This window comes from Amycolatopsis roodepoortensis, assembly GCF_024628825.1.
Classification (GTDB): Bacteria; Actinomycetota; Actinomycetes; order Mycobacteriales; family Pseudonocardiaceae; genus Amycolatopsis; species Amycolatopsis roodepoortensis.
This window is the reverse complement of the sequence record NZ_CP102415.1, coordinates 613888-640463: the sequence shown is the minus strand read 5'-3', so window position 1 is coordinate 640463 and position 26576 is coordinate 613888. Positions and strand designations below refer to the sequence as shown.

28 protein-coding genes are annotated in these 26576 nt (G+C 69.8%); 20 read left to right on the top strand and 8 right to left on the bottom strand.

Annotation, left to right across the window (positions count from 1 at the left end):
- Window positions 1-32 precede the first annotated feature (32 nt).
- The 7 genes from NQK81_RS03145 (at window position 33) to NQK81_RS03115 (ending at window position 5663) form a co-directional block, all read left to right on the top strand.
- Window positions 33-608: a DUF3090 domain-containing protein gene (locus tag NQK81_RS03145; RefSeq protein WP_126732921.1), complete on the top strand. Its 576-nt coding sequence runs from the start codon at window positions 33-35 to the stop codon at window positions 606-608.
- Between the two features lie 4 nt (window positions 609-612).
- A complete protein-coding gene (locus tag NQK81_RS03140) occupies window positions 613-1395 on the top strand; it encodes an SCO1664 family protein (RefSeq protein ID WP_257486967.1) in 783 nt (260 codons plus the stop codon).
- Window positions 1380-2273: an aminoglycoside phosphotransferase family protein gene (locus NQK81_RS03135; RefSeq protein ID WP_257486966.1), complete on the top strand. Its 894-nt coding sequence runs from the start codon at window positions 1380-1382 to the stop codon at window positions 2271-2273. The genes NQK81_RS03140 and NQK81_RS03135 overlap by 16 nt, the downstream gene beginning before the upstream one ends.
- Window positions 2274-2323: 50 nt before the next feature.
- Window positions 2324-3139 carry a DUF3097 domain-containing protein gene (locus tag NQK81_RS03130; protein WP_257486965.1) on the top strand — a complete coding sequence of 272 codons (816 nt, stop codon included), beginning with the start codon at window positions 2324-2326 and terminating at the stop codon, window positions 3137-3139.
- Between the two features lie 95 nt (window positions 3140-3234).
- On the top strand, window positions 3235-3666 hold the full coding sequence (locus tag NQK81_RS03125) for an NfeD family protein (RefSeq protein ID WP_126732925.1): 432 nt from the start codon (window positions 3235-3237) through the stop codon (window positions 3664-3666).
- 58 nt (window positions 3667-3724) lie between these two features.
- Window positions 3725-5071, top strand: coding sequence for an SPFH domain-containing protein (locus NQK81_RS03120; RefSeq protein WP_257489984.1), 1347 nt, complete (start codon window positions 3725-3727; stop codon window positions 5069-5071).
- Between the two features lie 109 nt (window positions 5072-5180).
- Entirely contained in the window at window positions 5181-5663 is a 483-nt protein-coding gene (locus tag NQK81_RS03115) for a pyridoxamine 5'-phosphate oxidase family protein (RefSeq protein WP_257486964.1), read from the top strand.
- Here the strand turns inward: NQK81_RS03115 and NQK81_RS03110 are convergent.
- The 3 genes from NQK81_RS03110 to NQK81_RS03100 form a co-directional block, all read right to left on the bottom strand.
- A complete protein-coding gene (locus NQK81_RS03110; RefSeq protein WP_257486963.1) occupies window positions 5653-6027 on the bottom strand; it encodes a MerR family transcriptional regulator in 375 nt (124 codons plus the stop codon). The genes NQK81_RS03115 and NQK81_RS03110 overlap by 11 nt on opposite strands.
- Window positions 6028-6194: 167 nt before the next feature.
- Window positions 6195-7466 (bottom strand): DHA2 family efflux MFS transporter permease subunit, encoded by a 1272-nt coding sequence (locus NQK81_RS03105; RefSeq protein ID WP_257486962.1) that lies wholly within the window; start codon window positions 7464-7466, stop codon window positions 6195-6197.
- Window positions 7463-8047, bottom strand: a complete 585-nt coding sequence (locus NQK81_RS03100; protein ID WP_257486961.1) for an NADPH-dependent FMN reductase — start codon at window positions 8045-8047, stop codon at window positions 7463-7465. Before NQK81_RS03100 ends, NQK81_RS03105 begins: the two co-directional genes overlap by 4 nt.
- Before the next feature lie 131 nt (window positions 8048-8178).
- Between NQK81_RS03100 and NQK81_RS03095 the strand changes: the two genes are divergently transcribed.
- The 4 genes from NQK81_RS03095 to NQK81_RS03080 all read left to right on the top strand — a co-directional run bounded on the left by NQK81_RS03095 (window position 8179) and on the right by NQK81_RS03080 (window position 10083).
- Window positions 8179-8565: a VOC family protein gene (locus NQK81_RS03095; protein ID WP_257486960.1), complete on the top strand. Its 387-nt coding sequence runs from the start codon at window positions 8179-8181 to the stop codon at window positions 8563-8565.
- On the top strand, window positions 8565-8882 hold the full coding sequence (locus NQK81_RS03090; protein WP_257486959.1) for a metalloregulator ArsR/SmtB family transcription factor: 318 nt from the start codon (window positions 8565-8567) through the stop codon (window positions 8880-8882). Before NQK81_RS03095 ends, NQK81_RS03090 begins: the two co-directional genes overlap by 1 nt.
- Before the next feature lie 59 nt (window positions 8883-8941).
- Window positions 8942-9316 (top strand): SRPBCC family protein, encoded by a 375-nt coding sequence (locus tag NQK81_RS03085; protein ID WP_257486958.1) that lies wholly within the window; start codon window positions 8942-8944, stop codon window positions 9314-9316.
- Between the two features lie 194 nt (window positions 9317-9510).
- Window positions 9511-10083, top strand: coding sequence for a TetR/AcrR family transcriptional regulator (locus tag NQK81_RS03080; protein ID WP_257486957.1), 573 nt, complete (start codon window positions 9511-9513; stop codon window positions 10081-10083).
- Here NQK81_RS03080 and NQK81_RS03075 read toward each other — a convergent pair.
- Window positions 10074-10832, bottom strand: coding sequence for an SGNH/GDSL hydrolase family protein (locus NQK81_RS03075; protein ID WP_257486956.1), 759 nt, complete (start codon window positions 10830-10832; stop codon window positions 10074-10076). The two genes, NQK81_RS03080 and NQK81_RS03075, sit on opposite strands and share 10 nt — an antisense overlap.
- Before the next feature lie 47 nt (window positions 10833-10879).
- Complete coding sequence (locus tag NQK81_RS03070; RefSeq protein ID WP_257486955.1) at window positions 10880-12370, bottom strand: alpha/beta hydrolase; 1491 nt, start codon at window positions 12368-12370, stop codon at window positions 10880-10882.
- Between the two features lie 112 nt (window positions 12371-12482).
- Here NQK81_RS03070 and NQK81_RS03065 point away from each other — a divergent pair, with 112 nt between their 5' ends.
- From NQK81_RS03065 to NQK81_RS03035, 7 genes are all read left to right on the top strand, one after another.
- Window positions 12483-13205, top strand: coding sequence for a helix-turn-helix domain-containing protein (locus NQK81_RS03065; protein ID WP_257486954.1), 723 nt, complete (start codon window positions 12483-12485; stop codon window positions 13203-13205).
- Between the two features lie 2 nt (window positions 13206-13207).
- The gene (locus tag NQK81_RS03060; RefSeq protein WP_257486953.1) at window positions 13208-13870 is read left to right on the top strand and encodes a hypothetical protein; all 663 of its coding nucleotides are present in this window, start codon (window positions 13208-13210) and stop codon (window positions 13868-13870) included.
- 79 nt (window positions 13871-13949) lie between these two features.
- Complete coding sequence (locus NQK81_RS03055) at window positions 13950-18308, top strand: cation-translocating P-type ATPase (RefSeq protein WP_257486952.1); 4359 nt, start codon at window positions 13950-13952, stop codon at window positions 18306-18308.
- 208 nt (window positions 18309-18516) lie between these two features.
- Complete coding sequence (locus NQK81_RS03050) at window positions 18517-19995, top strand: FAD-dependent oxidoreductase (RefSeq protein ID WP_257489983.1); 1479 nt, start codon at window positions 18517-18519, stop codon at window positions 19993-19995.
- Window positions 19992-21035, top strand: coding sequence for a hypothetical protein (locus tag NQK81_RS03045; protein ID WP_257486951.1), 1044 nt, complete (start codon window positions 19992-19994; stop codon window positions 21033-21035). Before NQK81_RS03050 ends, NQK81_RS03045 begins: the two co-directional genes overlap by 4 nt.
- A 27-nt stretch (window positions 21036-21062) precedes the next feature.
- On the top strand, window positions 21063-21668 hold the full coding sequence (locus NQK81_RS03040; RefSeq protein ID WP_126732941.1) for a TetR/AcrR family transcriptional regulator: 606 nt from the start codon (window positions 21063-21065) through the stop codon (window positions 21666-21668).
- 124 nt (window positions 21669-21792) lie between these two features.
- Window positions 21793-22515, top strand: coding sequence for a VanZ family protein (locus NQK81_RS03035; protein WP_257486950.1), 723 nt, complete (start codon window positions 21793-21795; stop codon window positions 22513-22515).
- A 10-nt stretch (window positions 22516-22525) separates the two neighbouring features.
- Here the strand turns inward: NQK81_RS03035 and NQK81_RS03030 are convergent, their stop codons facing one another.
- The gene (locus NQK81_RS03030; protein WP_257486949.1) at window positions 22526-22981 is read right to left on the bottom strand and encodes a glycogen operon protein GlgX; all 456 of its coding nucleotides are present in this window, start codon (window positions 22979-22981) and stop codon (window positions 22526-22528) included.
- A gap of 87 nt (window positions 22982-23068) precedes the next feature.
- Here NQK81_RS03030 and NQK81_RS03025 point away from each other — a divergent pair, with 87 nt between their 5' ends.
- Window positions 23069-23794: a TetR family transcriptional regulator gene (locus NQK81_RS03025; RefSeq protein ID WP_257486948.1), complete on the top strand. Its 726-nt coding sequence runs from the start codon at window positions 23069-23071 to the stop codon at window positions 23792-23794.
- Window positions 23795-24025: 231 nt separating this feature from the next.
- Here NQK81_RS03025 and NQK81_RS03020 read toward each other — a convergent pair whose 3' ends face one another.
- Entirely contained in the window at window positions 24026-25108 is a 1083-nt protein-coding gene (locus NQK81_RS03020; RefSeq protein WP_257486947.1) for an epoxide hydrolase family protein, read from the bottom strand.
- Between the two features lie 92 nt (window positions 25109-25200).
- On the opposite strand from NQK81_RS03020, the gene NQK81_RS03015 reads away from it, so the two are divergent.
- Window positions 25201-25659 (top strand): MarR family winged helix-turn-helix transcriptional regulator, encoded by a 459-nt coding sequence (locus NQK81_RS03015; RefSeq protein WP_257486946.1) that lies wholly within the window; start codon window positions 25201-25203, stop codon window positions 25657-25659.
- On the opposite strand, the gene NQK81_RS03010 is transcribed toward NQK81_RS03015, so the two are convergent.
- A complete protein-coding gene (locus tag NQK81_RS03010) occupies window positions 25656-26531 on the bottom strand; it encodes a LysR family transcriptional regulator (RefSeq protein ID WP_257486945.1) in 876 nt (291 codons plus the stop codon). The genes NQK81_RS03015 and NQK81_RS03010 overlap by 4 nt on opposite strands.
- Between the last annotated feature and the right edge of the window lie 45 nt (window positions 26532-26576).

Below are 26576 nucleotides of genomic sequence, written 5' to 3'. Positions count from 1 at the left end.
TCATGGGGCCGTGGCCTAGGGTCAAAGGTGCCATGTCTCGCGTAATCCACGTCTTCCGCCAGCCCGACCGGTTCGTCGCAGGAACCGTCGGTGAGCCCGGCGACCGCACGTTCTATCTCCAGGCGTCCGAGGACGTCCGCACGATCAGTGTGACGATCGAAAAACAGCAGGTGGTGGTGCTGGCCGAGAGGCTCAGCTCGCTGCTGGAAGAGGTCGCCAGCCGGTTCGGCGCGGACGTACCGGACGACGCGCCCGACGAACTCCTCGACGTCGACCCCCTGACCGTTCCGGTCGAGGAGGAGTTCCGCGTCGGCACCATGGGGCTCGGCTGGGACGCCGAAAGCAGTGCCGTCGTCATCGAGCTGCTCGCGATGACGGAGGGCGAGGTGGACGAAACGGTCGTTCTGGACGACACCGAAGAGGGGCCGGACGCCGTGCGCGTCTTCCTGAGCCCTGGCGCGGCGCGCGCGTTCGCGGAGCGGGCGGACCGGGTGGTCAACGCCGGGCGCAAGCCGTGCCCGCTGTGCGCGGAACCGCTCGACCCGGCGGGCCACATCTGCCCGCGCCAGAACGGGTACCGGCGCGACGTCGACGTCCTCGAGGACTGACGAGGTGGAGGAGTCTTCACGGGAGCTGGTGACGCGCGGCAAGATCGACGTCGAAGGCAGGCTCGTCGACGCGTCCAACGTCACGCTGTTCTGCACGATCGAGCTCGACGGCGTCACCGGCAACGTCGTGTACAAGCCGGTTTCCGGTGAGCGGCCGTTGTGGGACTTCCCCGACGGGACGCTCGCGGGCCGCGAGGTCGCGACGGCCATGGTCGCCGACGCCTCAGGGCTCGGCGCGATCCCGCCGACGGTGCTGCGCGACGGGCCGTTCGGGCCGGGCATGGTGCAGCTGTGGATCGAGACCACCGACGAGGAACTCGTCGACGTCCGGTCACCGGAGAGCCTGCCGGAAGGCTGGCGTGTCGTGCTGCACGCGCACGATCGTGACGGCGAGCCCGCGGTGCTTGCGCACGCGGACCGGCAGGGTATGCGGGAGCTGGCCGTGCTCGACATCGTGGTCAACAACACCGACCGCAAGGGCGGTCACGTGCTCGCCGGCGCCGACGGCCGGGTCTACGGCGTGGATCACGGGATCTGCCTGCACACCGATCCGAAGCTGCGGACGGTGCTCTGGGGCTGGATCGGCGAGCGGCTGACCGATGCCGAGGTCGGCAAGCTCCGCGGCCTTCGCGAGAAGCTGGACGGAGAGCTCGGCGAAGCGCTGGGCGAGCACCTCACCGGGTTCGAGATCCGCGCGCTGGCCGAGCGCACCGAGCTGCTGTTGGCGGAAGGGGTCTTCCCCGAGCCGGGCGACGACTGGCGGGCCATCCCATGGCCGTTGTTCTGATCGACGACGAGGCGCGTGCGCGTCTGATCAGGCGGTTCGGCGAGGACGTCGCGACGTGGTGTGACGAACTGCCCGCCCTCGTGGAGCGGCTGGCCGTGCGCTGGGGTCTCACCGTCGTCGACGCCAAACCGGGCAACTCTGGCCGGACCTTGATCTGTACCGGGGCCGACGGGCTGAAGAAGGTCCTCAAACTGACGCCGGATCACACGATCGCCGAATCGGAAGCCGCCGCGCTGCGGGCGTGGGACGGCTGCTCGAGGGTCGTGCAGGTGCTCGACACGGAACTCGCCGCCGGGGCGATCCTGCTGGAGGGCATCGAGCCTGGCACGGAGCTGATGGAGGCGGGGGCGGACGTCCCGTGGGCCGAGGTCGGCGACCTGATGGCCCAGATCCACTCGGTCGCCCCGCCGTCGGATTTCCCGCCGCTGGAAGACCGTGTCGTGTTCATGTACCGGCTCGCCGAGCGCGGGCTGCGCGGCTCGGTGGCCGAGGCCACGCTCTCGCTGGAGACCCTCGATCGCGCGCGGCTGCGGGCGCTCGAACTCGCGACCGGCGGGGGAGGGACCGCGATCGTGCACGGGGACCTGCATCCGGGCAACGTCCTCGACGGCGGGCCTGGGCGGGGAGCGGTCGCGATCGACCCGCGTCCGAGCGTGGGGGACCCGTCGTTCGATCTGGCGGATTGGGTCACCTTGCCGATGCGTGACGGTGGAACGCTCGAAGACGGGCTCGACGCGATCGCGCCGCATCTGCCGGGTTTCGACGCCGGACGAGTGCGCGCGTGGTGTGTCGCGCTAGCGCCGCTGTTCGTGATGCGCCCGCTGGAGCGGGCCGAGCGGACTCCGTTCGTCGACGCGATGCTCCTCATGGCCTCCTGACCGGCGTGGCGGGAAGACGCCGGCGGCGGGCACCGATAGCGTCGTCCGCCGTGCGCTCCCATTCGTACGACGACGTGTTGTCCGGCCCGCGCAAGCGGAAGATCCCCGAGGTGCCCGCGGAGCCGGGGCTCGTGGTCGAGGACCCGGCCAGCGGCTACTGCGGTGCCGTGGTGAAGATTGAGTACGGCAACGTCGTCCTCGAAGACCGGCACGGCAAGCACCGCGTGTTCCCGCTGAACCCCGCGGGGTTCCTGCTCGAAGGTAAGCCGGTGACGCTGGTGCCGGCGAAGGCCGCACCGAAAGCCCCGGCACGGCGGATCTCGGCGTCCGGGTCGGTCCAGGTGCAGGGGCTCAAGGCCCGGGTCGCCCGCGATTCGCGCATCTGGGTGGAGGGCAAGCACGACGCGGAACTCGTCGAGCGGGTCTGGGGGCACGACCTGCGAGTCGAAGGCGTGGTGGTGGAACCACTCGATGGGGTGGACGTGCTGTCCGACCGCATCGACGAGTTCGGCACCGGACCCGGCCGCCGCCTCGGCGTGCTGGTCGACCACCTGGTCGCGGGCAGCAAGGAATCGCGGATCGTCGACGCGATCCGCGACGAGAACGTGCTGATCACCGGGCATCCGTACATCGACATCTGGGAGGCCGTGAAGCCGTCGGTCGTCGGCATCCGTGCCTGGCCGAAGATCCCGCGCGGCACGGAGTGGAAAGAGGGCGTCTGCGACGCGCTCGGCTGGGGCGAGCCGTGGGAGGGCTGGCAGCGGATCCTGGCGGCGGTCGGCAGCTACCGGGATCTGGAAACGCCGCTGATCGGAGCGGTGGAACGGCTCATCGACTTCGTCTCGGACCCGGGCGAAGAGTCCTGAATGTCTGGTTTGCGTGAGGTCACTCAAGGTCACGCGTCGGTCACGTCGGATTCGCTTCCCCGGTATGAGTCGGCGCGATCTGGGAGCATGAACGCATGACAGGCGCGCTCATCTGGCTGATCGCCGGCATCCTCTTGATCATCGCCGAGCTGCTCTCGGGTGATCTGTTCCTGCTCATGGTCGGCGTCGGAGCCCTGTTCGGGGCGGGCTCGGCCGCCCTGACCGGGAACCCCTTCATCGACGTCGCGGTGTTCGCCGTCGCCTCGGTCGGGATGCTCGTCCTCGTCCGGCCGACCCTCAAACGCCGGTTCCTCGCGGGGCCGGACATCAAGACCAACACCGACGCGCTGATCGGCGCGCGGGCGGTAGTAGTGTCCACAGTGGACGGCGATGCCGGCCAGGTGAAGCTGGCGGGCGACGTCTGGTCGGCACGGAGCATGACCCATGGGGAACCGATCGCCCCGGGGACATCGGTGACGGTCGTCGAGATCTCGGGCGCCACGGCGGTCGTCTCGGCCGAGTTGTGAGCCGGACGGCCGCACCGCAACAGGTTTCTACGTAAGGGGAAGGTAGTTGTCAGAGACAGTGGTGTTCATCGTCGTCGGACTGCTCGCGTTGTTCGTGGTCGTCGTCGTGGTCAAGGCGATCATGGTGGTGCCGCAGGCGCAGTCCGCTGTGATCGAACGGCTGGGCCGGTTCCGGACGGTGGCTTCTCCCGGCCTGACGTTTCTGGTGCCCTTCCTGGACAAGGTCCGGGCGCGGATCGACCTTCGCGAGCAGGTCGTTTCGTTCCCTCCGCAGCCCGTGATCACCGAGGACAACCTGACGGTGTCCATCGACACGGTCGTGTACTTCCAGGTCACCGACTCGCGCGCCGCGGTCTACGAGATCTCGAACTACATCGTCGGTGTCGAGCAGCTGACCACCACGACCCTGCGTAACGTCGTCGGTGGCATGAGCCTCGAACAGACCCTGACCTCGCGTGACTCGATCAACAGCCAGCTGCGCGGTGTGCTCGACGAGGCCACCGGCCGCTGGGGCATCCGCGTCGCCCGGGTCGAGCTGAAGGCGATCGACCCGCCGCCCTCCATCCAGGATTCGATGGAGAAGCAGATGCGTGCCGACCGTGAGAAGCGCGCGATGATCCTGACCGCCGAAGGTCAGCGTGAATCGGCGATCAAGACCGCGGAAGGCCAGAAGCAGAGCCAGATCCTCGCGGCCGAAGGTGCCAAGCAGGCCGCGATCCTGAGTGCGGAGGCCGAGCGGCAGTCGCGGATCCTGCGCGCGCAGGGTGAACGTGCCGCCCGGTATCTGCAGGCGCAGGGCCAGGCGAAAGCCATCGAGAAGGTCTTCGCGGCGATCAAGGCCGGACGTCCCACGCCCGAGGTCCTGGCGTACCAGTACCTGCAGACCCTGCCGCAGCTGGCGCAGGGCGACGCGAACAAGGTCTGGATGATCCCGAGCGACTACGGCAAGGCACTGGAGGGCTTCGCCCGCGCGCTCGGCGCGCCCGGCGACGACGGCGTGTTCCGCTACGAGCCGCCGAAGGAAGACCCGGTCGAGAAGCCGGACCTGGAGGACGAAGAGGTCCAGGGCTGGTTCGACACCTCCAGCGACCCGAAGGTCGCCGAGGCCGTCGCGGCCGCGGAAGCCGTGGCGCGCAAGGAGGTTCCGGCGCTGGGTGTCGCGACGCCGCGGCAGGAGCCGCCCGCTCCGCGTCAGGTTCCCAAGGCTGCTCCGGCTCCCGAGCCGGAGGCCGCTCCGGAGCCGCCGCCGGCCCCGCCGGCCACGCGGTTGCCGCAGGCGCAGCCGCCCGCCGGTCCGCAGGGTGGTCCGTACCAGGGGCCGCCGTCGCAGGGGCCGGGCAGCGGGCCGTTCCCGCAGCAGGGACCGTTCGGTGGTCCGCAGGGTGGTCCGCCGCCGCAGCGCTGACTTGACTCCTCGAAGTACATGAAGGCCCCCTTCCTTGCGCTGGACGTAAGGAAGGGGGCCTTCATGTACTTCTGGACCTCCACCGCGGTCGAGGTTGCAGGGTGGCGACATGGACCGATCGATTCTCGCGGTACGAGACTTCCTCGACGAGCCGCGCTTGCCCGCCAGCGTCGCCACCACCACCGGGCGCGGGAATCCGGCATTGGCGATGATGTGGTTCGTGGCCGAGGAGGGGCGGTTGTGGTTCCACACCACGGTGCCCGACGGCCGCCCGTCGCCGTTCTTGACCGCGGCCCGCGACTATCGCGAGGTCGCTGTCATGGTCGCGACCTTCGACCCGCCTGACGACGTCCGCCAGGTCCGCATGACCGGTCCCGCGAGACTTGAAGTCAAAGATGTGGCCCGGATCCGACGCATCTACGAGCGCTACATTCCAGCCTGGTCGACGGACTGGGCGGATCATGCCGCGGCGCCCGGCGCGCGCCTGTGGTCCATGTCCCCTGACCGGGGTATGGCCGTGGCCTACCCCGGTCTCGAGAACCGTCCTGTCTTCCGCTGGTCGAGCGCGGCGGAAGGACCGTTCAACTCCTGAGGAACTGGAGCGTCCGGTACTCGTCGACCACCGCGGCGAGCTCGGCGATACGAGCCTGCCCGGCGTCGATGAGCCGTTGCCCCGCCCGCGACCACAGTTCGAGATCGGGGGACATCGGCGGGATCTCGGCCAGGATCTCCGCGCTTTCGGCGAGGCTGAGCCCGACCCGCTGGGCGGCGACCGCGAGCCGGATGCGGCAGATGGCGTCGATCGTGAACCGGCGCGCGTTGCCCGCGGTCCGCTCCGCGGTGATGACGCGGTAGCGCTCGTAGTAGCGGACGGCGTTGGCCGAGACCCCGGCTTTGCTCGCGACCTCGCTGACGGTCAGCCGGGCATCGAGCTGGGGGAGTGTCGACGTCGTCATGCTGCGCTCCGTACCGTGGCGGGTTCCGTCGCCGGGGCGGGCCGTGTCCGCAGCCTGACCACCAGGGCGAACACCATGACCGCGAGGACTCCGACGAGTGTCAGACGATACGCGTCGACGACCTCCCCGGTGAGCGCCGAACCCGGATCGCTCAGCGCGGCGAGACCCTATCCGGCGGTGGCGGCCGCGATCAGCCCGGTGAACACCGCGCTCACCGCCGCGGTCCCGACCGCGCTCGCGATGGTGCTGGCCAAGGGAAGGATCGCCGAACCGGACGCGAGATCCGATCCGCGCAGTTCACGGCCCGCGCTCACGATGGTGGGCATCATGATCGCTCCGGTGCCCGCTCCCTGGAGCAGCCCCAAGATTCCCAGCACCGGGTACGGAGTGCCCGGGGTGAGGACGAGCGCCGTCAGCGCGGTCGAGACGATCGCCATGCTCAGTCCCGTCCCGACGACGATCCTCGGGCCGAAGCGTTCCAGGACACGAGCGGCGAACTGGATGGTGATGCCCATCCCGATCGCCCCGGGGACCATCATCAGCGCGCTGGTCATGGCCGAATCACCGCGCATCACCTGAATGTAGGCGGGCATCAGCAGCATCGAGCCGAAGTACGGCGCGGCGTACAGGACGAGGACCACGGTGTTCCGGCCGAACGTCCGGTCACGCAGAAGCCGGACGTTCAGCAGCGGCGCGCGATGCCCCCACGACCTTCGGATGAACACGGCCATGAGCACCAGTCCGGCGGCGACGATGCCCGACCGGACGTCCACGCCGAGCGTCTCCTCGCTGAAGCCGTACGCCACCGCGACCACACCGGGGACGAGCAGCAGGCCGCCGGCGAAATCGATCGGAGCGCGTTCCGCGGACGGGGTATCGGCGGGCACCCACCGAAGTACGCCCGCGACGGCGAGCAGAGCGGGTGGGACGGTGATGAAGAACAGCGCCCGCCACGACAGGCTGTCCAGCAGGATCCCGCCGAGCACCGGACCGAGGATCGGCCCGATCAGCAAGGGCAGCCCGGTGATCGCGGTCATCCGGCTGCGGCGTTCCGGGGCCACCGTGCCGAAGCCGATGGTCATGCCCAAGGGGTTGATCAGGCCGCCGGCGAGGCCCTGTACCGCTCGTGCGGCGATCAGCCAGCCCAGATCGCCGGCCGCTCCGGCGGCCGCGGACGCCACCGCGAACACGAGCAGTGCGGCCAGGTACACCCGGCGCGCTCCCCACCGTTGCGCGAAAGTAGCCGCGAGCGGCATCGCCGCGACCATGCCGAGTGCGTAGGCGGTCACGATCCACTGGGTCGTGGTCAGCGATGCGGAGAAGGTCGTCATGAACCGCGGCAGTGCGACGGCGACGATCGTGGTGTCGAGAACGGCCATCAACCCGCCGAGCGCGATCACCGCCGCGATGCGGAGTTCTTGTGCGGTCAGGCGGTTCATGCCGCACTCACCTGATCCGCGACGCGTCCGGCGCGCAGGGTGCGGGCCCACCAGGTCAGTTCGGTCATCGTCGCGGCCAGTGCGCCGCGCTCGCCTTCGGTGCCCTCGTATCCGTTCGGCCCGAGACGGGTCCACGGCGCGTTCAGCAGGACCGCGTCGCGGATCGTGGTCGCGCGCAGTTCGGGGAAGATCAGCCGCAGCTGCTCGATCGCGCGGATGCCGCCCGAACCCGCGCCGTAACCGACGAACCCGACGGGCTTGTACGCCCATTCCGTGAAGTGCCAGTCGATCGCGTTCTTCAACGCCGCCGGGAAACTGTGGTTGTACTCCGGGGTGACGACGAGGTAGGCGTCGGCCGCGTGCAGCTTGTCGCTGATCGCCGTCCGGGTCCCGCCGGGGCGCGTTCCCTGCAGCGGGAGATCGACGTCGGCGAGGTCGATCGGGTCGACCTCCAGGCCGTCGATCGCGGCGAGTTCGGACAGGAGCCAGCCGGTGATGGCGTCGGCGAACCGTTCGTGGCGGACGCTGCCGATGATCACGGCGAGGCGGACGGGGGACTGGGTGGTGATCTCTTCGCTCATGAAGACGACGCTAAAAGTTCGTCCATAGGTGAACTCAAGCTCTTGCGTCCCTGGTCACGAACCCTGGACCTCAATTTAAGTAGAGGTTGTAAGCCTTGACATGTAGGAAATATCCTACGTATGTTCTCGGCATGAACATCGACCGAATCCAGTTCCTCACCGTGCCGGTCTCCGACCAGGCGAAGGCGCGGGACTTCTACGTCGGCAAGCTGGGCTTCGACCTGCTCGTCGACGTCAGCGGCCCGCACGGCCCGTTCGTCATGGTCGGCCCCAAGGGCGCGGATACCGGGATCGTCCTCGTGGACCGCGCGGTCGGCGATCTGGACCCGGACACCCGTGTGCACCTCCAGTTGAGCACGACCGACGTCGACGCGGACATCGCGGAGCTTCGCGCCCAAGGTGTCGAGGTCGGGGACGCGGAGGAGATGCCGTGGGGTCGCGTGACCTCCCTGAAGGATCCCGACGGCAACGCGATGGGCCTGCTCGAACCCTCGGGGTACGGGAACTGGCCGCGCTAGTGCCGGTCAACGACGACGTGTTCGCCGCGCTCGCCAACCCGGCCCGCCGCGAGGTTCTCGGCATCCTCCTCGACGGCCCACGGGCGGCGGGGGAGATCGCCGAACGGTTCGACATGCGGCGACCGAGCCTGTCGGAACACCTTCGGGTGCTGCGTGAAGCCGGGCTCGTCCGGGAAGAGCGGCAGGGCCGCAATCGCGTCTACTCTCTCGAGGCCGCGCCGCTGCGAGTGGTCTCCGACTGGCTTTCGCCGTACGAGCGGTACTGGCGCGGCAAACTGGGCGACCTGCGCGATCTGCTGGACGAGGAGGACTTCTGAACGACGAGGATCCGACGGCCGTTCACGTCGACCAGTTCCTGGCGCATCCGCCGCGCAAAGTGTGGCGCGCGCTGACCGAGCCGCAGCTGCTGGAGCGCTGGCTTCGGATGCCGAACGATATCAAACCCGTTGTGGGACACCGGTTCCAGTTGCTCGCCGACCCGGTCCCGGCCGCCGGTTTCGCGGGCGGCCCGGTCGACTGCGAGGTGCTGGCCGTGGAGCCGGAGCGGTTGCTCAGGATCAGCTGGGGTCCGAAGTGGACGGTCACCTGGCGGCTCGAACCGGAGGGCCGTGGGACGCGGCTGTTCCTCAGTCACGAGGGCTTCGACCCCGACGATGAGTTCCAGCGGATGTCACGCCGGATCATGGGCGGCGGCTGGCGAACCGGAGTCCCGAAGGCGCTGGCGCGCGTATTGGACGAGATGCCGGACTAGGCCGTGTCCGGTAAGTCTGTTCGATGGGCTTCGTGATCCAGGTGGTTCCTGACGGTGCGGGCGGGTCGGCCTCGTACCGGGTCGTACTCGGCCGAGCCCGCCCGTGCCGTCAGGGAGCGCCTGGGCGCGGAGACCGCGAACATGACTTGCAGGACACGGCCTAGCCTCTCGACAACGGGTCTAGGATCCCCGCTGTGACGGACGAGAAACCGCTCCGAGCCGATGCCCGCCGTAACCGCACGCGGGTGTTGGAGGCCGCGGAGCGCGTCTTCACGGCCAAAGGCACCAGTGCGCCGACCGAAGAAGTCGCCCGCGAAGCAGGCGTCGGGGTCGGCACCGTGTTCCGCCACTTTCCGACGAAAGAAGCGCTCCTCGAGGCAGTGCTCTTCGCGCGTCTGCACCGCTTCGTCGACGAAGCCGAGGCCACGGTGGCCGTCGAGTCGCCCGACCCCGGCGCCACGTTCTTCGGATTCCTGACCGGCTGGATCGAGATGGCGGGCGCCAAGAACGCCTACTTCGAAGCACTGTCGGCGGCCGGGGTCACCGTGCCGTCGGCCGGGTCGGTCATCGGCGTCCGCCTGAAGGAAGCGCTGGGCGTACTGCTCGGCAGGGCGCAGGACACCGGCGACGTCCGCAAGGACATCGGCGTCGACGAACTGATCGCGGTGATCATCGGGACGGCGAAGGCGGCGGAGCACGCCGGGCCCGAGTTCCGGGCCCGGACGATCTGCGTCCTCTTCGACGGGCTTCGGCCGCGTCAGGCGTAGGGCTCCATCGTCGGCCGCTTCGGCGCGAGCGCGTCGCCCGAGGATTCCCCGCGCAGCCTGCGTTTGATCCACGGGACAGCGTGTTCCTTGCCCCACTGGAGGTTCTCGGTGCGCCGCGCCTGCGGGCTCAGCAGCGGTCGCGGGCCGAGTTCGGCGGGTGTCAGCTTGTGCGGTTCACCGAGGGCGTCGAGGACGGCGATGGCGATCTCGTTGTGTCCCAACGAGTTCAGGTGCAAGCGGTCGGGAGCCCACAGCCGCCTGTCGCGCAGCTGCCGCATCGCCCACATGTCCACCAGCAGCGCCCCGTGCCGGGCCGCGATGCCGCGGACGTGTTCGTTGTAGATCGCGACACGGCCCCGGATCCTGCGGAACAACGCGTCTTCGACCCCGTCGACCCCCGTGAACAGGACGACCCGCGCGCCGGTGGCCACGACCTTGCCGACGGCGACGTCGTAGTCGTCGATGAGGGCGTCGATGTCGACCTTCGGCCGCATCAGGTCGTTGCCGCCGGCGTACAGCGTAACGAGATCCGGGTTCAGCGCGAGCGCCGGATCGAGCTGCTCGGCGATGACCTGCCCGAGGAGCTTGCCGCGGATCGCGAGGTTGGCGTAACGGAAGTCCTGGTGGTTGGCCGCGAGGGTGCCCGCGACGCGATCGGCCCAGCCGCGGACGCCGTTGGGCGACGACGGGTCTTCGTCGCCGACACCCTCGGTGAAGGAATCCCCGAGACTGACTAAGCGCTTGCTCATACCCGGATGTTACCCAGGCGAACGCGGCCGGCCGATTCAGCCCCTGCTCAGGAGCAGAACACGTCGCGCTTCGGCAGCTTCCCGGACAACAGGAAGTTCGTGGTGGTGTTCAGCGCGCAGGCGTTGCCGCCGAGGACGTACACGCCGTGACCACTGGCGTCCACGGTCACCAGCCGCGACCGGGCACCGAACTTCTCGTCGAGCAGCTGCCCGCCCCGCAGCGGGGTCGCGGGGTCTCGCCGGTTCTGGACGACCAGCACGTTCTCCGGCCCCTTGTCCTTGACCGCCACCGGGGGCTCGGCCGGCGCGTGAGGCCAGAACGCGCACGGGATGATGTTCGCGCCGGCGGCGCCGAAGAGCGGGTACCGCTCGCGGTCTTCGGCCACACCACGTTGATAGGTGCGCACGTCCGATGGCCACGCGACGTCGTTGCACGTCACCGCCAGGAACACCGACCACATGTTGTCCGTCGGCGCCGGTGTGGCGGCCAGGGACAGGCGCTTCGCTTCGGCGGCGACGCGTTCCGCCGCTCCCTTGTCGCCGTCACGGACCGACTGCCACCACTGTGCTGTCTGCCCGTACCGCGTCTGCCCGTAAAGGCCCGCGAAGGTGGCCAGCCGGAACAAGCGCCCGTCGAGGCCGTTCACCGCGGTCTTGTCGAGCTTCTCCGCGAGCTCGAAATAGGTCCTGCGCACTTCGGCGGCGGTGCGGCCGAGGCCGTACGACTCGTGCCGTGCCGCCGCCCACTTCGCGAAGTCCGGGAAGGTGTCCTCGGCGCCGAGTCCGAACCGGCGCAGCCCGTCACGGTCGAGGTGGGTGTCGCCGATGTTGCTGTCGAGTACCACCCGGTCGGACTTCTCCGGGAACATCGACGCGTACGCCGCACCGAGCGCGGATCCGTACGAATAGCCCAGGAAACTCGTCTTCTCCTCGCCGAGCGCGGCCCGGATCCGGTCGAGGTCCCTCGCCATGTTCGCCGTCGAAACGTGCCGCAGCCTGCCGTCCTTGTCGTTCGCGGCACACTGTGCGGCCACCCCCTTCGCGATCTTCGCTTGAGCGGCGACGGCCGCTTCGTCCACCGCGTACGGCGGGATGTTGCCCAGATACTCCTGTTCCGCCGTGAATCCGCAGCTCACCGGAGTCGAGTGACCGATGCCTCTGGTGTCCATGCCGATCACGTCGTAGGCGTCCAGGACGCTCGCGGGCAGGCCGTGCGAGGCCAGATCCGCGGGGAACGACAGCCCGGGCCCACCCGGACCGCCCGGGTTCAGCATGAGCACGCCGCGCCGCGCCGCGGGTTTCGTGCTGGCCAGGCGGGAGATCATGATGTCGATCCGCTCGCCCTCCGGCGCCCGGTAATCCAGTGGCACCGGCACGGTGGCGCACTGCAGCACGATGTCCGCGGGCACCTTCACGTCCTCGGGGCACGCGGCCCATGCCAGGCCCCGCGCGGGTTCGGCCGCTCCGGCGGGCACAGTGAACAGCGGTGCCACGAGGCCGAGCATCACCGCCAGGCCCACAGTTCGTTTCCGTCTCATCGTCTCTCCCCGATCTTGGTGTGATCACCGACGGGCGTATTCGAGACCGTGCCCTCGGGGCATGGTCAAGCCGCTTGACTGTGCCCTCGGGGCACGGTGTCCAATGCGGTGGATGTCCTGGAGCACACGGGAGCTGGCGGAACTGGCCGGCACGACGCTGAAGACCGTCCGCTACTACCACCGGATCGGGTTGCTCGACGAGCCGGAACGCGCCCACAACGGCTACAAGCGGTACCGGGTCGAGCATCTGATCCGGTTGCTGCGGATCCGGCGGCTGGTGGACCTGGGTGTGCCGCTGTCCGAAATCCCGGCGATGGCGGGCTCGGACGAGCACACGGAGCAGACGCTGCGCGCACTGGACGAGGAACTGCGGGCGAGTATCGAGCGGCAGCAGCGGATGCGCGACGAGCTGGCCCTGATCCTGCGCCGCCGCAGCCTGGTGGACCTGCCGCCCGGTTACGACGGCAACGTCGAGGGAATGCCGGAGGAGGAACGCTCGTTGATGATGATCTTTTCGACCGTGCTGGACCCGGCCACGATGGCTACGCTGCATTCGCTCCAGCCGGCGTCCCGGCCCGCCGTCCAGACCGAGTTCGACGAGCTGCCCGGGGACGCCGATGACGCGACGCGGCAGCGCATCGCCGAGGCCCTCGCGCCGATCGCCCGCGAGCAGTACGAAGCCCGGCCCGGATTGCTGGACGCGAAGACGTGGAAGGCCCTCACCAAGCCGGTCGTCCTCCACGGCGTGGTCGATCTGTACAACCCGGCCCAGCTGGACGTCCTGCAGCGCGTGAACGCCATGCTCGACCTCAACCCTCCGGAAGCGACGTCCTGACCATGGTCAAGAAACTCACCCGGCGGTGGCAGCTCTCCAGGGTCAGGCCCGGGGACGGATCCGCGCTGGCCGAGTACCGCCGATGGCAGCTCTTCTCCCGTTCGCTGTTCTTCCTCGATCTCGAAGCACACGTCTACGCGGTCGACGTCCGCTACCTCGCCGACGCCAAAACCCGGAAACAGCACGAAGACGCGGTCGGGAAAAGCCCCGCCGCGCTGTACCGGGACGGTGTCCAGCTCTTCCGGTCCAACCTTCCCGCGGCGTTCCCCGTGCCGGGAGGTGTCATCGAGGTGGCGACCAGCGCGGTCGGACTGAAACGCATGCACTTCGTGCCCGACCACGGCGCCGAGCGAGCACTGCGTCCTCACCCTCGCTCGCAGGAAGGATTGCGGGCGAGCTTCGGACGGCGGTTCCCCCGTACCAGCGCCGCCATCGGCGTGGTCTCGCTCGTGATCCTCCTGGTCGCGCTCATCGTGGGCCTGCTCCAGGGCGCGGAGGCCATCACGAAGATCCCCGTCGTCGCCGAACACGTCGGTACGTTCACGTCGCCGGTGCTGCTGCCCTCCTGGGCGAAGATCACCCTCGCAGTGGCGGGATTCGTCTCCGCCCTCGAACGCGCACTGAGGCTCCGGTACCACCGGTTGATCGACTCCGTCACCTCTTGAGGCGGAAAGGGGATTCGACGCTCCGGCGCGCGGGTACTCGGTGAGATCCACAAGGCACCGAGCGCGAGGAGGATGCCGCATGCGGCGGACGGACCTGGAGACCGTGGACGTGCTGGGTGTCGCCTTCCCCAAACCGTCGCGGACGCTGGGGCGGGTCGCCCGGGGGCTGGCCGGGCTGGCCCTCCTGCCGCTGGAAGGGATACCGGGCCGCGGACCGCGGCGGGCGGTCTGGTCTTGTCCCGGCAGGCTCTACATCGAGACGCACGGCGTGAAAGGACCGGACGGCGCCCGCGTCGCCCGGCGGGTGGAACGGGCCTTGTCGGAGATCCCCGGCGTGCGCTGGGCGCAGGTGAACGCCCCGACGTCCCGGGTGGTGGTCGCGGTCGAAGACCCGGGCCCGCGGCGACTGGAGCTGATCCGCGCGGTCGAACGGGCGGAGGCGGAGCCCGCTTCCGAAGCCGAGCGGGTCGAGGAAGACGAACTGCACCATCCGGCGGACGGCACCACGGCGACCCGGCTACCGTCCACACTCGCCGCCGACGCCGCGGGACTGATGCTGTCGGTGGCTTCGAAGATCATGCCGTGGGCTCCGCTGCCGACGGAGGCCGCGGCACTGGCGTCCCTCGTCGACCTGCACCCGCGGTTGCGTGACCTGGCGGACCGGAAACTGCGCGGCCGGGAGAGGGCGGATTCGGCGACCTCCATCGGCGCGGCTCTGGTCCACGGTCTCGCGGCCCGCAGCGAAGGAACGGTACTGGACATCATGCTCCGCGGCACCCAATGGCGGGAGGCCAAGGCGCACCAGCGGGCCTGGTGCGAGGCCGAGTCCAAACTGGTCGGGCAGCGCGAACACGCCGGCGCCGACTCGGTGGCGAGCGAACGACCTTGGCCGCTTCCGGAAAGCGCCACCGATCGGCACGCGCGCCGGTCCATCGCCGCCGGGGCCGCGGCCGCCGCGGCGGCCCTGCCGTTCGTCGGGCCGAGGCGCGCCGCCGCGGTCGGGATCTCCGCGCTGCCCAAGGCCCCGTCCCATGGCGCGGCCGCGTTTTCCGCCCAGCTGGGCCAAGTTCTCGCCAGGCGCGGTGCGCTGGTGATGGACCGGTCCGCGCTGCGGGGGCTCGACCTGCTCGACACGATCGTCATCGACACCACGGCGCTCGGCGCGGGCGCGAACGTCCTCAGTGATCTGGTCCCCTTGCCCGATGGTGACCAAGTGGACCTGACGGCCGCCGCCTTCGCCTTGTTCGACCCGGAGAAGCCCGAGGTGGTGCGGCGGGACGGCGAGTGGACGCTCGGCCCGGTCGACGAGCTGGACGTCATCGGTTTCCCCGACCGGCAGCGGATGCTGGACCAGGGCGCCCACCTGGTGTTGGGGCTGGTCCGCGACGGGCGGCCGGCCGGGCTGCTCGCCGTCGCGCAGGACCGCTCACCCGACGTCGACGCGTTGGCTTCCGCGGCCGAGGCCGCCGGCCTCCGGGTGGTCCAGACCGACGGTGGGGTGGCGTTCGACGCCGTCCGCGAACTCCAGGCGTGCGGACGCGTGGTCATGCTGGTCTCCGACGATCGCCGGGCGCTGGGGGCGTCGGACTGCGGAGTCGGAGTGCACGAGGACGGGTCGCCGCCGCCCTGGGGCGCACATGTGCTGATCGGCCGCGAGATCGGCACGGCCGTCCTGCTCGTCGAGGCGATCACCGCCGCGAGGGCGGTCGTCCGCGATTCGACGATGCTCGCGACCGCGGCCAGCGGAATCGGCGGCGTGACCGCGCTCAGCGCCCGGCGCAGGCCTGCCGCGAGCGGCCTTCGCGCGGTGAACGCCGGGGCGCTCATGGCCTTCGGTGACGGGGTCTGGCGTGCTCGTACGCTCACCGGCGAGCGGAAGGCGCCCTCCTCGGGCCGCGTCGCGCCACCGTGGCATCTGATGCCCGCGGACGTCGTGCTCGATCGGCTCGGCTCGGGCCCCCGCGGCCTGGACGAGCGCGAGGCCCGGCGACGCGCGCCCGCCGATCGTGCGGGCGGCGACGGCAACGCCGGCACGAGTATCGCGAAGGCGTTCATGGCCGAGCTCGCCAACCCGCTCACCCCGGTGCTGGCCGGTGGCGCGGCGGTTTCGGCCGCGGTGGGCTCTCCGGTCGACGCCGCGCTGGTCGCCGGGATCGTCGGAGTGTCCGCGCTGATCGGCAGCGTGCAGCAGGTGCACACCGACCGCGCGCTGGCCGGGCTCTTCGAACGGTCCGCGACCGTGACGACCGTCGTGCGCGACGGTGCCGAGCGGCAGATCGTCGCCGACGCGCTGGTGCGGGGTGACGTCGTGTCGCTGCGGTCCGGTGACGTCGTGCCGGCGGACTGCCGGGTGCTCGACGCGACCGGCGCGGAACTCGATGAGTCCTCGTTGACCGGCGAGTCGTTGCCGGTACCGAAGGCCGCGGAGCCGGTCGTGGCGGCGGAGCTCGCCGATCGGACGTCGATGCTGTACGAGGGCACCACGGTCGCCGCGGGCAAGGTGACCGCCGTCGTCGTGGCGACGGGAGACGAGACCGAGGTCGGGCGGGGGATGGCCGCCGCACGAGGCGCCGCCCCCGAGACCGGCGTCGAAGCGCGGCTCGCGTCGCTCACCAAGCAGGCCTTGCCGGTGGCTGTCGGCTCGGCGGCCGCCGTCGCGGGTGCCGGGCTCCTCCGCGGCGTACCGCTGCGGCAAAGTGTCGGGGCGGCGGTGAACCTCGCGGTCGCGTCGGTGCCGGAAGGCCTGCCGTTCCTGGTGAACGCGGCCCAGCTGGCGGCGGCCCGGCGACTCGCCGAAAACGGCGCGCTCGTCCGTAACCCGCGCACCATCGAAGCGCTGGGGCGGGTGGACGTCCTCTGTTTCGACAAGACCGGCACCCTCACCGAGGGCAAGCTCAGCGTCAACCGGATCGACGACGGCAGGACCACCGCCTCGGTGAGTCGGCTGCGGAAGAGCCACCGGGCGGTGCTGGCCGCGGCCGTCCGCGCGACGCCCCGGGCGGAGAACCCCGAGGAACTGCCGCATCACACGGATCAAGCCGTTCTCGAGGGCGGCCTCACCGCGGGTGTGGACGCCGGCGGCTGGCAGAAGACCGGCGCGGTCCCGTTCGAGCCGTCGCGGGGATTCCACGCGACCAACGGGAAACTCGGCGACCGGCACGTGGTCTGCGTCAAAGGCGCGCCGGAGACCGTCCTTCCCCGATGCGCCCGGCACGGCGACCGGCCGATGGGCCCGGGTGTCCGAGGCAGGCTGGAGAAGCGGGCCGGTCGCCTGGCCGCGGCCGGGCACCGCGTCCTCGCCGTCGCGGAACGTCCTGTGTCCACAAAGGACCTGTCCGAGGACGACGTCACCGATCTCCGGTTCCTCGGCTTCGTCGCGCTGGCGGATCCGGTGCGCGACAGTGCCGCGCCGGCGGCGGATCGGTTGCGCGAGGCCGGAGTGCGCACGGTGATGATCACCGGCGATCATCCGGCCACCGGCGAGGCCGTCTCGGAGGAGATCACCGGGCGCAACGGCGACACCAAGGTGCTCACCGGCGCGAGGATCGAGGAACTCGACGACGACGAGCTCGATCGAGAACTCGCCGACGTCGACGTGATCGCCCGGTGCAGCCCGGCGCAGAAGGTCCGGATCATCCAGGCGTACCAACGCGGCGGCAGGGTCGTCGCGATGACCGGGGACGGCGCGAACGACGCGCCCGCCATCCGGCTCGCCGACGTCGGGATCGCGCTCGGGCAGCGGGGCACGGCCGCGGCGAGGGCGGCCGCGGACCTCGTGGTGACCGACGACCGGCTGGAGACGATCGTCGCCGCGCTGGTGGAAGGCCGGGCGATGTGGGCGTCGGTCCGCGAGGCGCTCGGCATCCTGCTCGGCGGGAACCTGGGGGAGATCGCCTTCACCGTGCTCGGCTCGGTCGTCACCGGACGCTCCCCGCTCACCGCCCGTCAGCTGCTGCTGATGAACCTGCTCACCGACCTCGCGCCCGCGCTGGCCATCGCGTTGAGCAGGCCGGACAGCGAGTCCGTACCGGAGTTGCTGCGGGAGGGGCCGAGCGCGTCGCTCGGGAACGCGCTCCGGCGCGACATCACCACGCGTGCGGTGACCACGACACTCGGGGCGTCCACCGCTTGGACCCTCGCGCGGATGACCGGCAGGCGACGTCGGGCGAGCACGATCGCGCTCGTCTCCCTGATCGGCACCCAGCTCGGGCAGACACTCGCCGTCGGCGGCCGGGACAGGACCGTCCTCGCCGCGGGCCTGGGCTCCGCCGCCCTGCTGGCGATACTGGTCCAGACCCCTGGGGTCAGCCAGTTCTTCGGGTGCACGCCGCTCGGCCCGGTCGGCTGGGGGATCGCCCTCGGCAGCGCCGGCGCGGCGAGCGTCGGTGGTCTCCTGCTCGGACCCCGAGGGGTAGAGCCTTCGGCCGAACACGCGTGATCAGAGCCGTAACTCACGTGCTTGAAGGCGTAACTCGCTGATCCGGCCCGAGACACGCGAGTTACGGCTCCAAGCACGCGAGTTACGCCTTCAAGCACGCGTGATCCGCCTTCAGGCACATCCGTCGGCATCTTGACAGCCCTCGGCGTCGTTCATACATTCATACAGGCGTTGTCAAAGTGTATGAATGACGCTGGGAGTTGGTCGTATGCGACTCGGCAAGACCGCCATCGTTCTCGGTGGCAGCGCCGCCGGACTCTGCACCGCGGGGGCGCTCGCCCCGTACTTCGACCGCGTGCTGGTGCTCGAACGCGACGAGCTTCCGGCCGAGGCCGAACACCGGCGCGGGGTACCGCAGAGCAAACACCCCCATTTCCTCCTGAACTCGGGCCGCCGCGCGATCGGGGAGCTGTTCCCCGGATTCGAGGACGACCTCATCGCGGCCGGCGGACTGCATCTCATGCCGTCGATGGACGCCGCCTACCTCGACGGAAAGGGCTGGTCGGCGCGGAAACGCAGCGCGATGACGATGATCTACAGCTCCCGGATCCTCATCGAGCGCGTGCTCCGGGACAAGGTCCGCGGCCTGTCCAACGTCATGATCCGCGAGGGCGTCGCGGTCAGCGGGCTGACGACCCGGGACGGGGCCGTCACGGGCGTCGGCTTCTCGACGCGCGAGGGCGAGGAACACCTCGACGCCGACTTCGTGGTGGACGCGATGGGCCGCGGTTCCTCGGTCGGCGCCTGGCTGGTGGCGGCGGGCTGGCCGGAACCCGAAGTGCGGACCCTGGACGCCAAGGTCACCTACACCTCACGCTGGTACGACCTGCCGTCGCCCGAGGAGCGGCCGCCGTCCTGGTGGTGGCGGCATCTGGTGATCATGCCGACCCCCGACAAGGGCCCGCATCCGGACGAGCACGACTTCCTGGTCAACTTCTTCCCGATCGAGGGCAACCGGGTCATCGCGTGCATGGGTTCGTGGGGCATCGAGATGCCGCGCACCACCGAAGCGTTCGTCGAGTCGGCCCGCCGGGTGCGGGCGCCGCTGTTCGCGGCCGCGATGGACCGGTCCACCCCGACCTCCGAGGTCCATCTCACCCGGTCGACCGGCAACAAGTGGCGGCGTTACGACCGGCTCCGCACCCCGCCGAAGCGGTTGGCGTTCGTCGGCGACTCGATCTGCGCGTTCAATCCGTTCTACGCGCAGGGCATCAGTTCCGCCGCCGGTTCGGCGCTCCTGCTGCGCGAGCACCTCGCCCGTGCCGAACGTCTCGACACCGGATTCTCCGCACGATTCCTCGCGGCCCAGCGCAAGCTGCTCAACGTGCCGTGGAGCCTGGCGATGGCGAGGGACCAGGGGTACGCCTGCGCGGTGGGCACCGAAAAGGCAGGGGAGTGGAAGCGGCGCCTGCTCTCGGCGGTGTCCGGCCCGGCGTTCCGGCTCATCGTCGGCGCCGCCCGCGAAGACGACGTGGTCGACGAGCATTTCGCGAAGGTGTTCAACCTCGACGAGTCGCTGCGCGACATGATGACGAACCCGCGGGTGATCGCGGGGCTCGTGCGCTACCGGATCCGGGCGGCGCTGGGGCGGCACCGGATCCCGTTCGACTTCGACGCCCGCGCCGAGCCGCCGGTCACGGACTATTCACCGGAAGGTGGCGCCGCCGAACCGGCGGTCGCCCGATGAGCGCCGTATGCGGGGCGGACGCGGAAGGGGTCACCCGCGCCCTCGGCTTCGACTGCCACGACGTGTCCGCGTGGCTCTCGCTCCGTCCACCGTGGACAGCGGGGCACTGGACGATGCCCCTGCTGGAGCTGCTCGTCCTCGGCGGAGCCGTGTTCGCGCTGGTGCACGCCATCCGCCGTCACCGCCAGGGCGACTCGGCCAATCTGGCGCTGTGGTGCGCTTCGCTGGTCTACCTCTTCGTCATCGAACCGCCCCTGTACTTCCCGGAATGGTTCGGCCTCGAGCGGCAGTACGGGTTCATCTTCGCCCACAACCGGTTCACCGTGCAGTTCATGTGGGACCGGCTGCCGCTCTACATCGTGGCGTTCTACCCGATGATCAGCCAGCTCGCCTACGAACTCGTCCGGTCTCTCGGGATCTTCCGTGCGCGCGGCGCGCTGGCCGGGTCGGTGGCGGTCGCCTTCGCCTGCCAGGTCTTCTACGAGGTCTTCGACCACCTCGGTCCGCAGCTGAAGTGGTGGGCCTGGAACGGGAACAACCGGATCGTCAACCATCCGGCGCTGGATTCCGTGCCCATGACCAGCATGCTGCTCTTCGCCTCGGTGTCGATGGGTGCCATGACCTATCTGGTGGTGCGGCTCGCCAGTGGACCGAGGCGCGGGTGGTCGCTCGTGGCGCGCATCGTGATGGCCGGTGTCCTCACGCCGCTGAGCATGGTGATCGCCGGGCTCCCGTCGAGCCTCTTCGTCGGCAACGTCACCGTGCAAGCGTGGATCCTCGCCGCCGAGCTGGCGCTGTTGTGGGTGGCGGGAATCTGGCTCTTCGTCAGGCATCGAGGCGCCGAAGAGCCGCTGACGCCTTTCGCCCGGTTCTATCCCGCCGTCTACCTGGGTGCGATGGCCGTGTTCTGGCTGGGTGCCGTCATCGAAAACGGCATCACGCCGGGGAGTGGTCTCTACGTACTGGCCTGTTTCGTAGCCGCGGGCCTGATGCTCGCCGCGCTGTACCACGTGCGCCGCGCCGCACCTGCCACCGTCTGAGATTCCCCGTCGGGGAAGATGAGGCGTATGGGGCACCACGGATGGCGGGGCAATCCGCCCGGGACCGAGCGCGAGGCACGCCGCAGGATCGTCGAGGCGGCGACCGCCTGCATCGACCGGGTCGGCCTCGCCAAGACCAGCCTCTCCGACGTCGCCGCGGAAGCGGGCGTCACCCGGCAGACCGTCTACCGCTACTTCCCGAGCCTCGCCGACATCCTCGGCGCGGTCGCGCTGGACCGGGTCGAGGAGTTCGCCCGGCGGATGGAACGGCATCTGGCCACGTTCGCCGACCCCGCCGAGGTCGCGGTGGAATCCGTGGTGTTCGGCGTCCGTGCGGTCCCCGACGAGCCGTACCTGGGGCTGCTCCTGAAAGCGGGCGAGGCCGACGTCTTCACCGTGGCGGTCACTTCGTCGCAGTCGTTCGCGCTCGGCGCGCGGATCCTCCGGAACGTGCCGGTCGACTGGACCGCGGTGGGTGTGACGACCGACGAGGACTTCGAGGGACTCGCCGAAATGCTGATGCGGCTGTTCCTGTCGTTCCTGCAGTACCCCTCGACGCCGCCGCACACCGACGAGCAGTTGCGGGCCCGCGTCCGCCGCTGGATCGGCCCGGCGCTGACCGCACGGCCGTGACAATCGAACTCCGTGAAGTATCAACGCGGATGGTAGTTATTCACCGACAATAGCCAGGGTTCTTGTCTGGTCTTCACGATGCTGCCACCCTCGCCGAAGACGATCATCGGCGAAAGGGGAGTGCATGGGCTGGTGGTGGCAGGCATTCTTCGACGCCGCACCGTGGTCGCTGCTCGCCGCCGCGGCCGGTGCGGTCGTCACCGAGTTCGTCGCGCGCCGTCGGGGAAACCGGCGTCGCCGGTACCTGATCGCACTCGATTTCGCTTTGCTGGCATCGCTTTTCGCGGTGATCCCGGTCGTCTTCGTACCGGCGCCGATGCCGGGCCACGGTTCGCCGGTGAGTCTCCACCTGCTGGGCGACGTCTTGCCCGTGTTCGACGACCGCCCGGACCTCGCCCTGTTCCAGTTGGCGGGCAACGTCCTGCTGCTGGCGCCGCTCGCGGTACTGGCGCCAATGCGCTTCGACTGGGCGAAGCCGGTGCCGAGGATCGTCCTGGCGGCGTTCGCCATGTCCGTGTCGATCGAGTGCCTTCAGGTCTGGCAGGGCGCCGGGCGGGTGGGTTCGCTGGACGACGTGCTGTGCAACACGGCGGGGGCCGCCCTCGCGGCTTGGTGCGGAAGCCAGTGGCGTAGCCGGACGACAGGTGGCGTTCGGGTGTGGCGCCGTTCGGGAATCGAAGTCCGGCGTTCCGGGGCGGTGAACGCGCGCCGTGGACAACGGCTGATCGGCCGCGTGACCCTGAGCGATCTTCCGCCGCTGGCGGAAGGGGCGACCCTCGAGATCACACTGTCCGAATCGGACGGTGGAGCCCTGTTCGTCTCCGCTCAGGCGGAGGTGGCGGCATGAACCGCGTGCGCTACCTCGGCCGGACGCCCGCGAGGACCGCGTCCAGGCTGGGAAGCCACCGCTGCCGGGGATCCGGTGCCGAGAGCCATTCCGCGTGGGCCTCGGCTCGTCCGGAGTCGGCGGGAAGTGGGAGCAGCGTGCCCCAAGCGAGTACTTCGACGTGCTGCGGCAGGGACTCGCGAGCGGGGATCAACCCGTCGGTCTCCGCGAGAATGGCCACTCGCGGACCCTGCTGCGTCAGTACCGCCATGGCAGGGCCGTCGCATCCGGTCTCGGCGAGCCTGCCGAGGACCTGGGCGCCGTTGATCTTGGGCAGCGTCACCGCGCAGATCCCGCCTTCGAGCACCAGGAACGGCTGCGGCCCGCGCCATTTGAGCGACCAGCCGAAGAGCCGGCCGTAGAAGGCGTCGCCCCGAGGGCGGATCGAACGTGACTCGACCGGGAGTACTTGGTGGTCCAGCGACATCGTCGGCGCCTTCCGGGCGGGGGGTGGGGACTCCGCACAGCGTAACGGCACTCAGTGCCACTAGCAAGTGGCTGCTACCGTCCCGCTATGACCGATTCGCCGCGCCGAGCGCCGGTGACCAGAGCAGGCGCGACCCCCGACGGAAGGCGCCGTCTGCGTCGTGCGCTCGCCGCAGCGGCGGTGGACCTGTTCGTGGCCAAGGGTTACGAGGCCACCACGGTGGACGAGATCGCAGCCGCGGCGGGAGTGGGCCGGCGAACCTTCTTCCGGTATTTCGACGCCAAGGACGACGTGCTCTTCGCCAATCACGACGAGATCGTGGCGGAGATGGAGGAGACGTTCGCCGCCGCGGATCCGGATCGTGATCCCGTCGAGGTGGCCTGTGCCGCCGTCGGCCTGGTCCTCGACTCCTATGCCGCGGAGCTCGACGTGTCGCTCAAGCGGTTCACGCTGACGCGGACGGTGCCTTCGTTGCGGGACAAGGAAGTCGCGACCGTCGACCGCTACCAGCGCGTACTCGCCCGCTACCTGCGGGCGCGTTTCACCGAACAGGGCGACGAGACGGCGAGCCTGCGGGCGGCCGTGGCGGCCGCGGCGATCGCGGCCGCCAACAACCACGTGCTCCGGCGCTGGTTGCGCAGCGGCGGGCAGGACGACATCGCCGCCAGCGCGGCGGAGGCCTTCGCGCTGGTGATCGACGCGTTCAAGGTCCAGGACGCCGCGCCCGAGACGACCATGGTCGCGGTGATGACCACGGCGACCCCTCTGCACGACGTGATCGCCAAGGTCAACGCAGCCTTGAATGATCAGTAGGGGAGATGTGCTGGCACTCAGTGCCACGAGGGTTGCTTGCCAGGAATCGCCTCGGGGGAGGGGAGTGCCGTGTTCTTTCGGGCCCTGGACGGCGGGGATTGTGGCGGTTCCGGACAGCCGGGAGGCCGGTCGAAGTCCGACCTTCCGGCGGCACGTTGAATCCTTAAATGTATAACGACCTATACGGCTCCGTTCAACGCAGAAATCTGGTCATCTACCGGAAAAGCCCGCTCAGACGAGGCCGAGGAAGAACTCGCGGATGTCCGCGGCGAGCAGATCCGGAACCTCCATCGCGGCGAAGTGGCCACCACGTTCGAACTCCGACCAGTGCCTGATGTCGTACAGCCGCTCGGCCAATGGCCGCACCGACTGCGTGATGTCACACGGGAGCACCGCGACGCCGAGCGGTACACGGCAAGGAGTGTTTCCTCTTCCGGCGTCGTGGTGGAGTCGTGCGGACGAAGCCGCGGTCGCGGTCAGCCAGTACAGCGAGATGTCCGTGAGCATCCGGTCGTCGCTGACCGGCGTACGCGGGTCCGTCCACTGTGCGAAGCGCTCGGCGATCCAGGCGAGCTGTCCGACGGGCGAGTCGGTCAACGCGTAGCCGATGGTCTGCGGGGTCGCCGCTTGCAGCGCCTGATACGGCGGGCGATTCGCCATGAGCCGCTTCACCTTCTCCAGGCGGGCTTCGTCCTGTTCGGACAGTTCGATGCCGGCGTCCGGATCCGGCCGGGTCGGCAGGTAGTTCACGTGCACCCCGACGACGTGCTCCGGGGCCACCGCGCCGAGCGCCGTCGAAATCCCGGAGCCGAAGTCGCCGCCTTGGGCGCCGTAGCGCTCGTACCCGAGGCGGCGCATCAGTTCCGCCCACGCACGCGCGATCCGGTCGGCGCTCCAGCCGCGGTCGTGGGTCGGGCCGGAGAAGGCATAGCCCGGGATCGAGGGGATCACCAGGTGGAAATCGCGCGCGAGTGGCTCGATCAGGTCGAGGAACTCCAGGAACGAGCCGGGCCAGCCGTGGGTGAGGACCAGTGCGAGCGCGTCCGGGTTCGCCGACCGGACATGGACGAAGTGGATGTTCTGGCCGTCGATCTCGGTGGTGAAGTGGGGAAGCTTGTTCAGTTCGGCCTCGTGGGCTCGCCAGTCGTACCCGGTTCGCCAGTATTCGGCGAGTTCCTGGAGCCGCGTGAGCGGGAATCCGTAGTCGAGACCCGCGTTGGCGACCTCGTTGGGCCAGCGGGTGCGGGCCAGCCGGTCGGCGAGGTCGTCGAGGTCGGCCTGGGGGATGTCGATGTGGAAGGGCTGGATCGTCACGACGGCTCCTCGGTTCATTGGGCCACTAAACGTTTGGTGGCCCAACGATACTGGAATCGTTCGGGTGCCCAACGATTCGTTAGACTCGTCACATGGAGAACCCCTCGGAGGAGCCGCGCGGCGGCTGGCGGAAGCTGCCCAGCTGGTTGCTCACGCAGACCGCGAACCACGCGCATCGCCTGGTGACCGACGGGTTCTCCGCCGTCGACGCCCGCGGCTACCACTACCGCGTGCTGGCGACGCTGGACGAGTTCGGGCCGGCCAGCCAGGCGATGCTGGGCCGTCGGAGCGGTATCCACGTGAGCGAGATGGTCGCGACGATCAACGAGCTCGCCGAGCGTGAGCTGGTCGAGCGTGCCCCGGATCCGGCCGATCGGCGGCGTAACGTCATCTCACTGACCGCCGCGGGGCGGCGGCAGCTACGTCGGCTGGAGAAACAGCTGGCCGAACGGCAGGACGAGCTGCTGGCTCCGCTGTCGGCCGACGAGCGGAAGCGCTTCACCGAGCTGCTGTCGAAGCTCCTGGACCACCACGACCGGCGCGGCGCCTAGAACCCCTGGGCAGACGCGAGAAACGCCTGGCGTGCGTCGGAAGTGCTGTGCTGCGGCCAGAGTGCCTGTAGTGGGACGTGCACGGCGGGCCGGAGTTCCCGGACGTGGACGGCGCCGCCTGCCGCCGGTCCTGGTGGTGCGGTCACGAACGCGACGCCTTCGGAGTCGAGGACGGCGGTGACCGGTGGCGTCCCCTGAATCGGGTTGCGGCGCACATGGGGTTCGAATCCCGCGTCGCGGCAGAGGTTGACGAGCAGATCGGTGTATCCGGAGCGGCCAGGGTGTCCCCAGACGGTGATCTCCTCGCCGTCGAGGTCGGTCAACGCGAGGTATTCGCGCTCGGCGAGCCGGTGCCCGGCGGCGACCGCGACGTTGAGCCGCTGCCGGATCAGGGTGGTCCCGACCAGGCCGTGGGCGAGGGTCAGCGCGCGGCCGAGGCCGAGGTCCAGTTGTCCGCCGAGCAGTTGTGCGACGAGTTCGTCGGGGTAGCGCTGGTTGACGTCGATGATCAGGCCGGGGTCGGTCTGGTGTTTGCGGAGCAGGGCGGTGACCTCGTCGCCGGTGACGGCGGGGGTGTGGCCGACGCGGAGTCGTTCCGGTTCGCTGCGGCCGATGCGCCTGGCGCGCTGGACGGCGGAGTCGGCGATGCCGTGCAGGAGGTGGGCGTCGGCGATCAGTGCCTGTCCGGCGGGGAGCACGGTGACGCCGGTGGCGCTCCGCTCGAGCAGGGGGACGCCGACTTCCCGCTCGAGCGTGCGCACCGAGGTCGACAGCGCCTGCTGGCTCAGGTGCAGCCGGGTCGCCGCGCGGGTGAAGCTGCCTTCTTCGGCGACGGCGATGAGGTGGTTCAGCTTGTACAGGTCCAGGCCCACCCCGGGGTTCCCCTTCGTGTCCGGTCTACGGCGTCTTGGCCAGCG

Bases quoted from the DNA above. Each gene is read 5' to 3' on its own strand.
- NQK81_RS03050 (WP_257489983.1), top strand. From the start codon at position 18,517: ATGCGACTCGGCAAGACCGCCATCGTTCTCGGTGGCAGCGCCGCCGGA.
- NQK81_RS03110 (WP_257486963.1), bottom strand. From the start codon at position 6,027: ATGACGACGTCGACACTCCCCCAGCTCGATGCCCGGCTGACCGTCAGC.
- NQK81_RS03025 (WP_257486948.1), top strand. From the start codon at position 23,069: ATGACCGATTCGCCGCGCCGAGCGCCGGTGACCAGAGCAGGCGCGACC.
- NQK81_RS03035 (WP_257486950.1), top strand. From the start codon at position 21,793: ATGGGCTGGTGGTGGCAGGCATTCTTCGACGCCGCACCGTGGTCGCTG.
- NQK81_RS03100 (WP_257486961.1), bottom strand. From the start codon at position 8,047: ATGAGCGAAGAGATCACCACCCAGTCCCCCGTCCGCCTCGCCGTGATC.
- NQK81_RS03145 (WP_126732921.1), top strand. From the start codon at position 33: ATGTCTCGCGTAATCCACGTCTTCCGCCAGCCCGACCGGTTCGTCGCA.
- NQK81_RS03030 (WP_257486949.1), bottom strand. From the start codon at position 22,981: ATGTCGCTGGACCACCAAGTACTCCCGGTCGAGTCACGTTCGATCCGC.
- NQK81_RS03015 (WP_257486946.1), top strand. From the start codon at position 25,201: ATGGAGAACCCCTCGGAGGAGCCGCGCGGCGGCTGGCGGAAGCTGCCC.
- NQK81_RS03065 (WP_257486954.1), top strand. From the start codon at position 12,483: ATGTCCTGGAGCACACGGGAGCTGGCGGAACTGGCCGGCACGACGCTG.
- NQK81_RS03105 (WP_257486962.1), bottom strand. From the start codon at position 7,466: ATGAACCGCCTGACCGCACAAGAACTCCGCATCGCGGCGGTGATCGCG.
- NQK81_RS03055 (WP_257486952.1), top strand. From the start codon at position 13,950: ATGCGGCGGACGGACCTGGAGACCGTGGACGTGCTGGGTGTCGCCTTC.
- NQK81_RS03045 (WP_257486951.1), top strand. From the start codon at position 19,992: ATGAGCGCCGTATGCGGGGCGGACGCGGAAGGGGTCACCCGCGCCCTC.
- NQK81_RS03040 (WP_126732941.1), top strand. From the start codon at position 21,063: ATGGGGCACCACGGATGGCGGGGCAATCCGCCCGGGACCGAGCGCGAG.
- NQK81_RS03075 (WP_257486956.1), bottom strand. From the start codon at position 10,832: ATGAGCAAGCGCTTAGTCAGTCTCGGGGATTCCTTCACCGAGGGTGTC.
- NQK81_RS03060 (WP_257486953.1), top strand. From the start codon at position 13,208: ATGGTCAAGAAACTCACCCGGCGGTGGCAGCTCTCCAGGGTCAGGCCC.
- NQK81_RS03115 (WP_257486964.1), top strand. From the start codon at position 5,181: ATGGACCGATCGATTCTCGCGGTACGAGACTTCCTCGACGAGCCGCGC.
- NQK81_RS03135 (WP_257486966.1), top strand. From the start codon at position 1,380: ATGGCCGTTGTTCTGATCGACGACGAGGCGCGTGCGCGTCTGATCAGG.
- NQK81_RS03095 (WP_257486960.1), top strand. From the start codon at position 8,179: ATGAACATCGACCGAATCCAGTTCCTCACCGTGCCGGTCTCCGACCAG.
- NQK81_RS03070 (WP_257486955.1), bottom strand. From the start codon at position 12,370: ATGAGACGGAAACGAACTGTGGGCCTGGCGGTGATGCTCGGCCTCGTG.
- NQK81_RS03125 (WP_126732925.1), top strand. From the start codon at position 3,235: ATGACAGGCGCGCTCATCTGGCTGATCGCCGGCATCCTCTTGATCATC.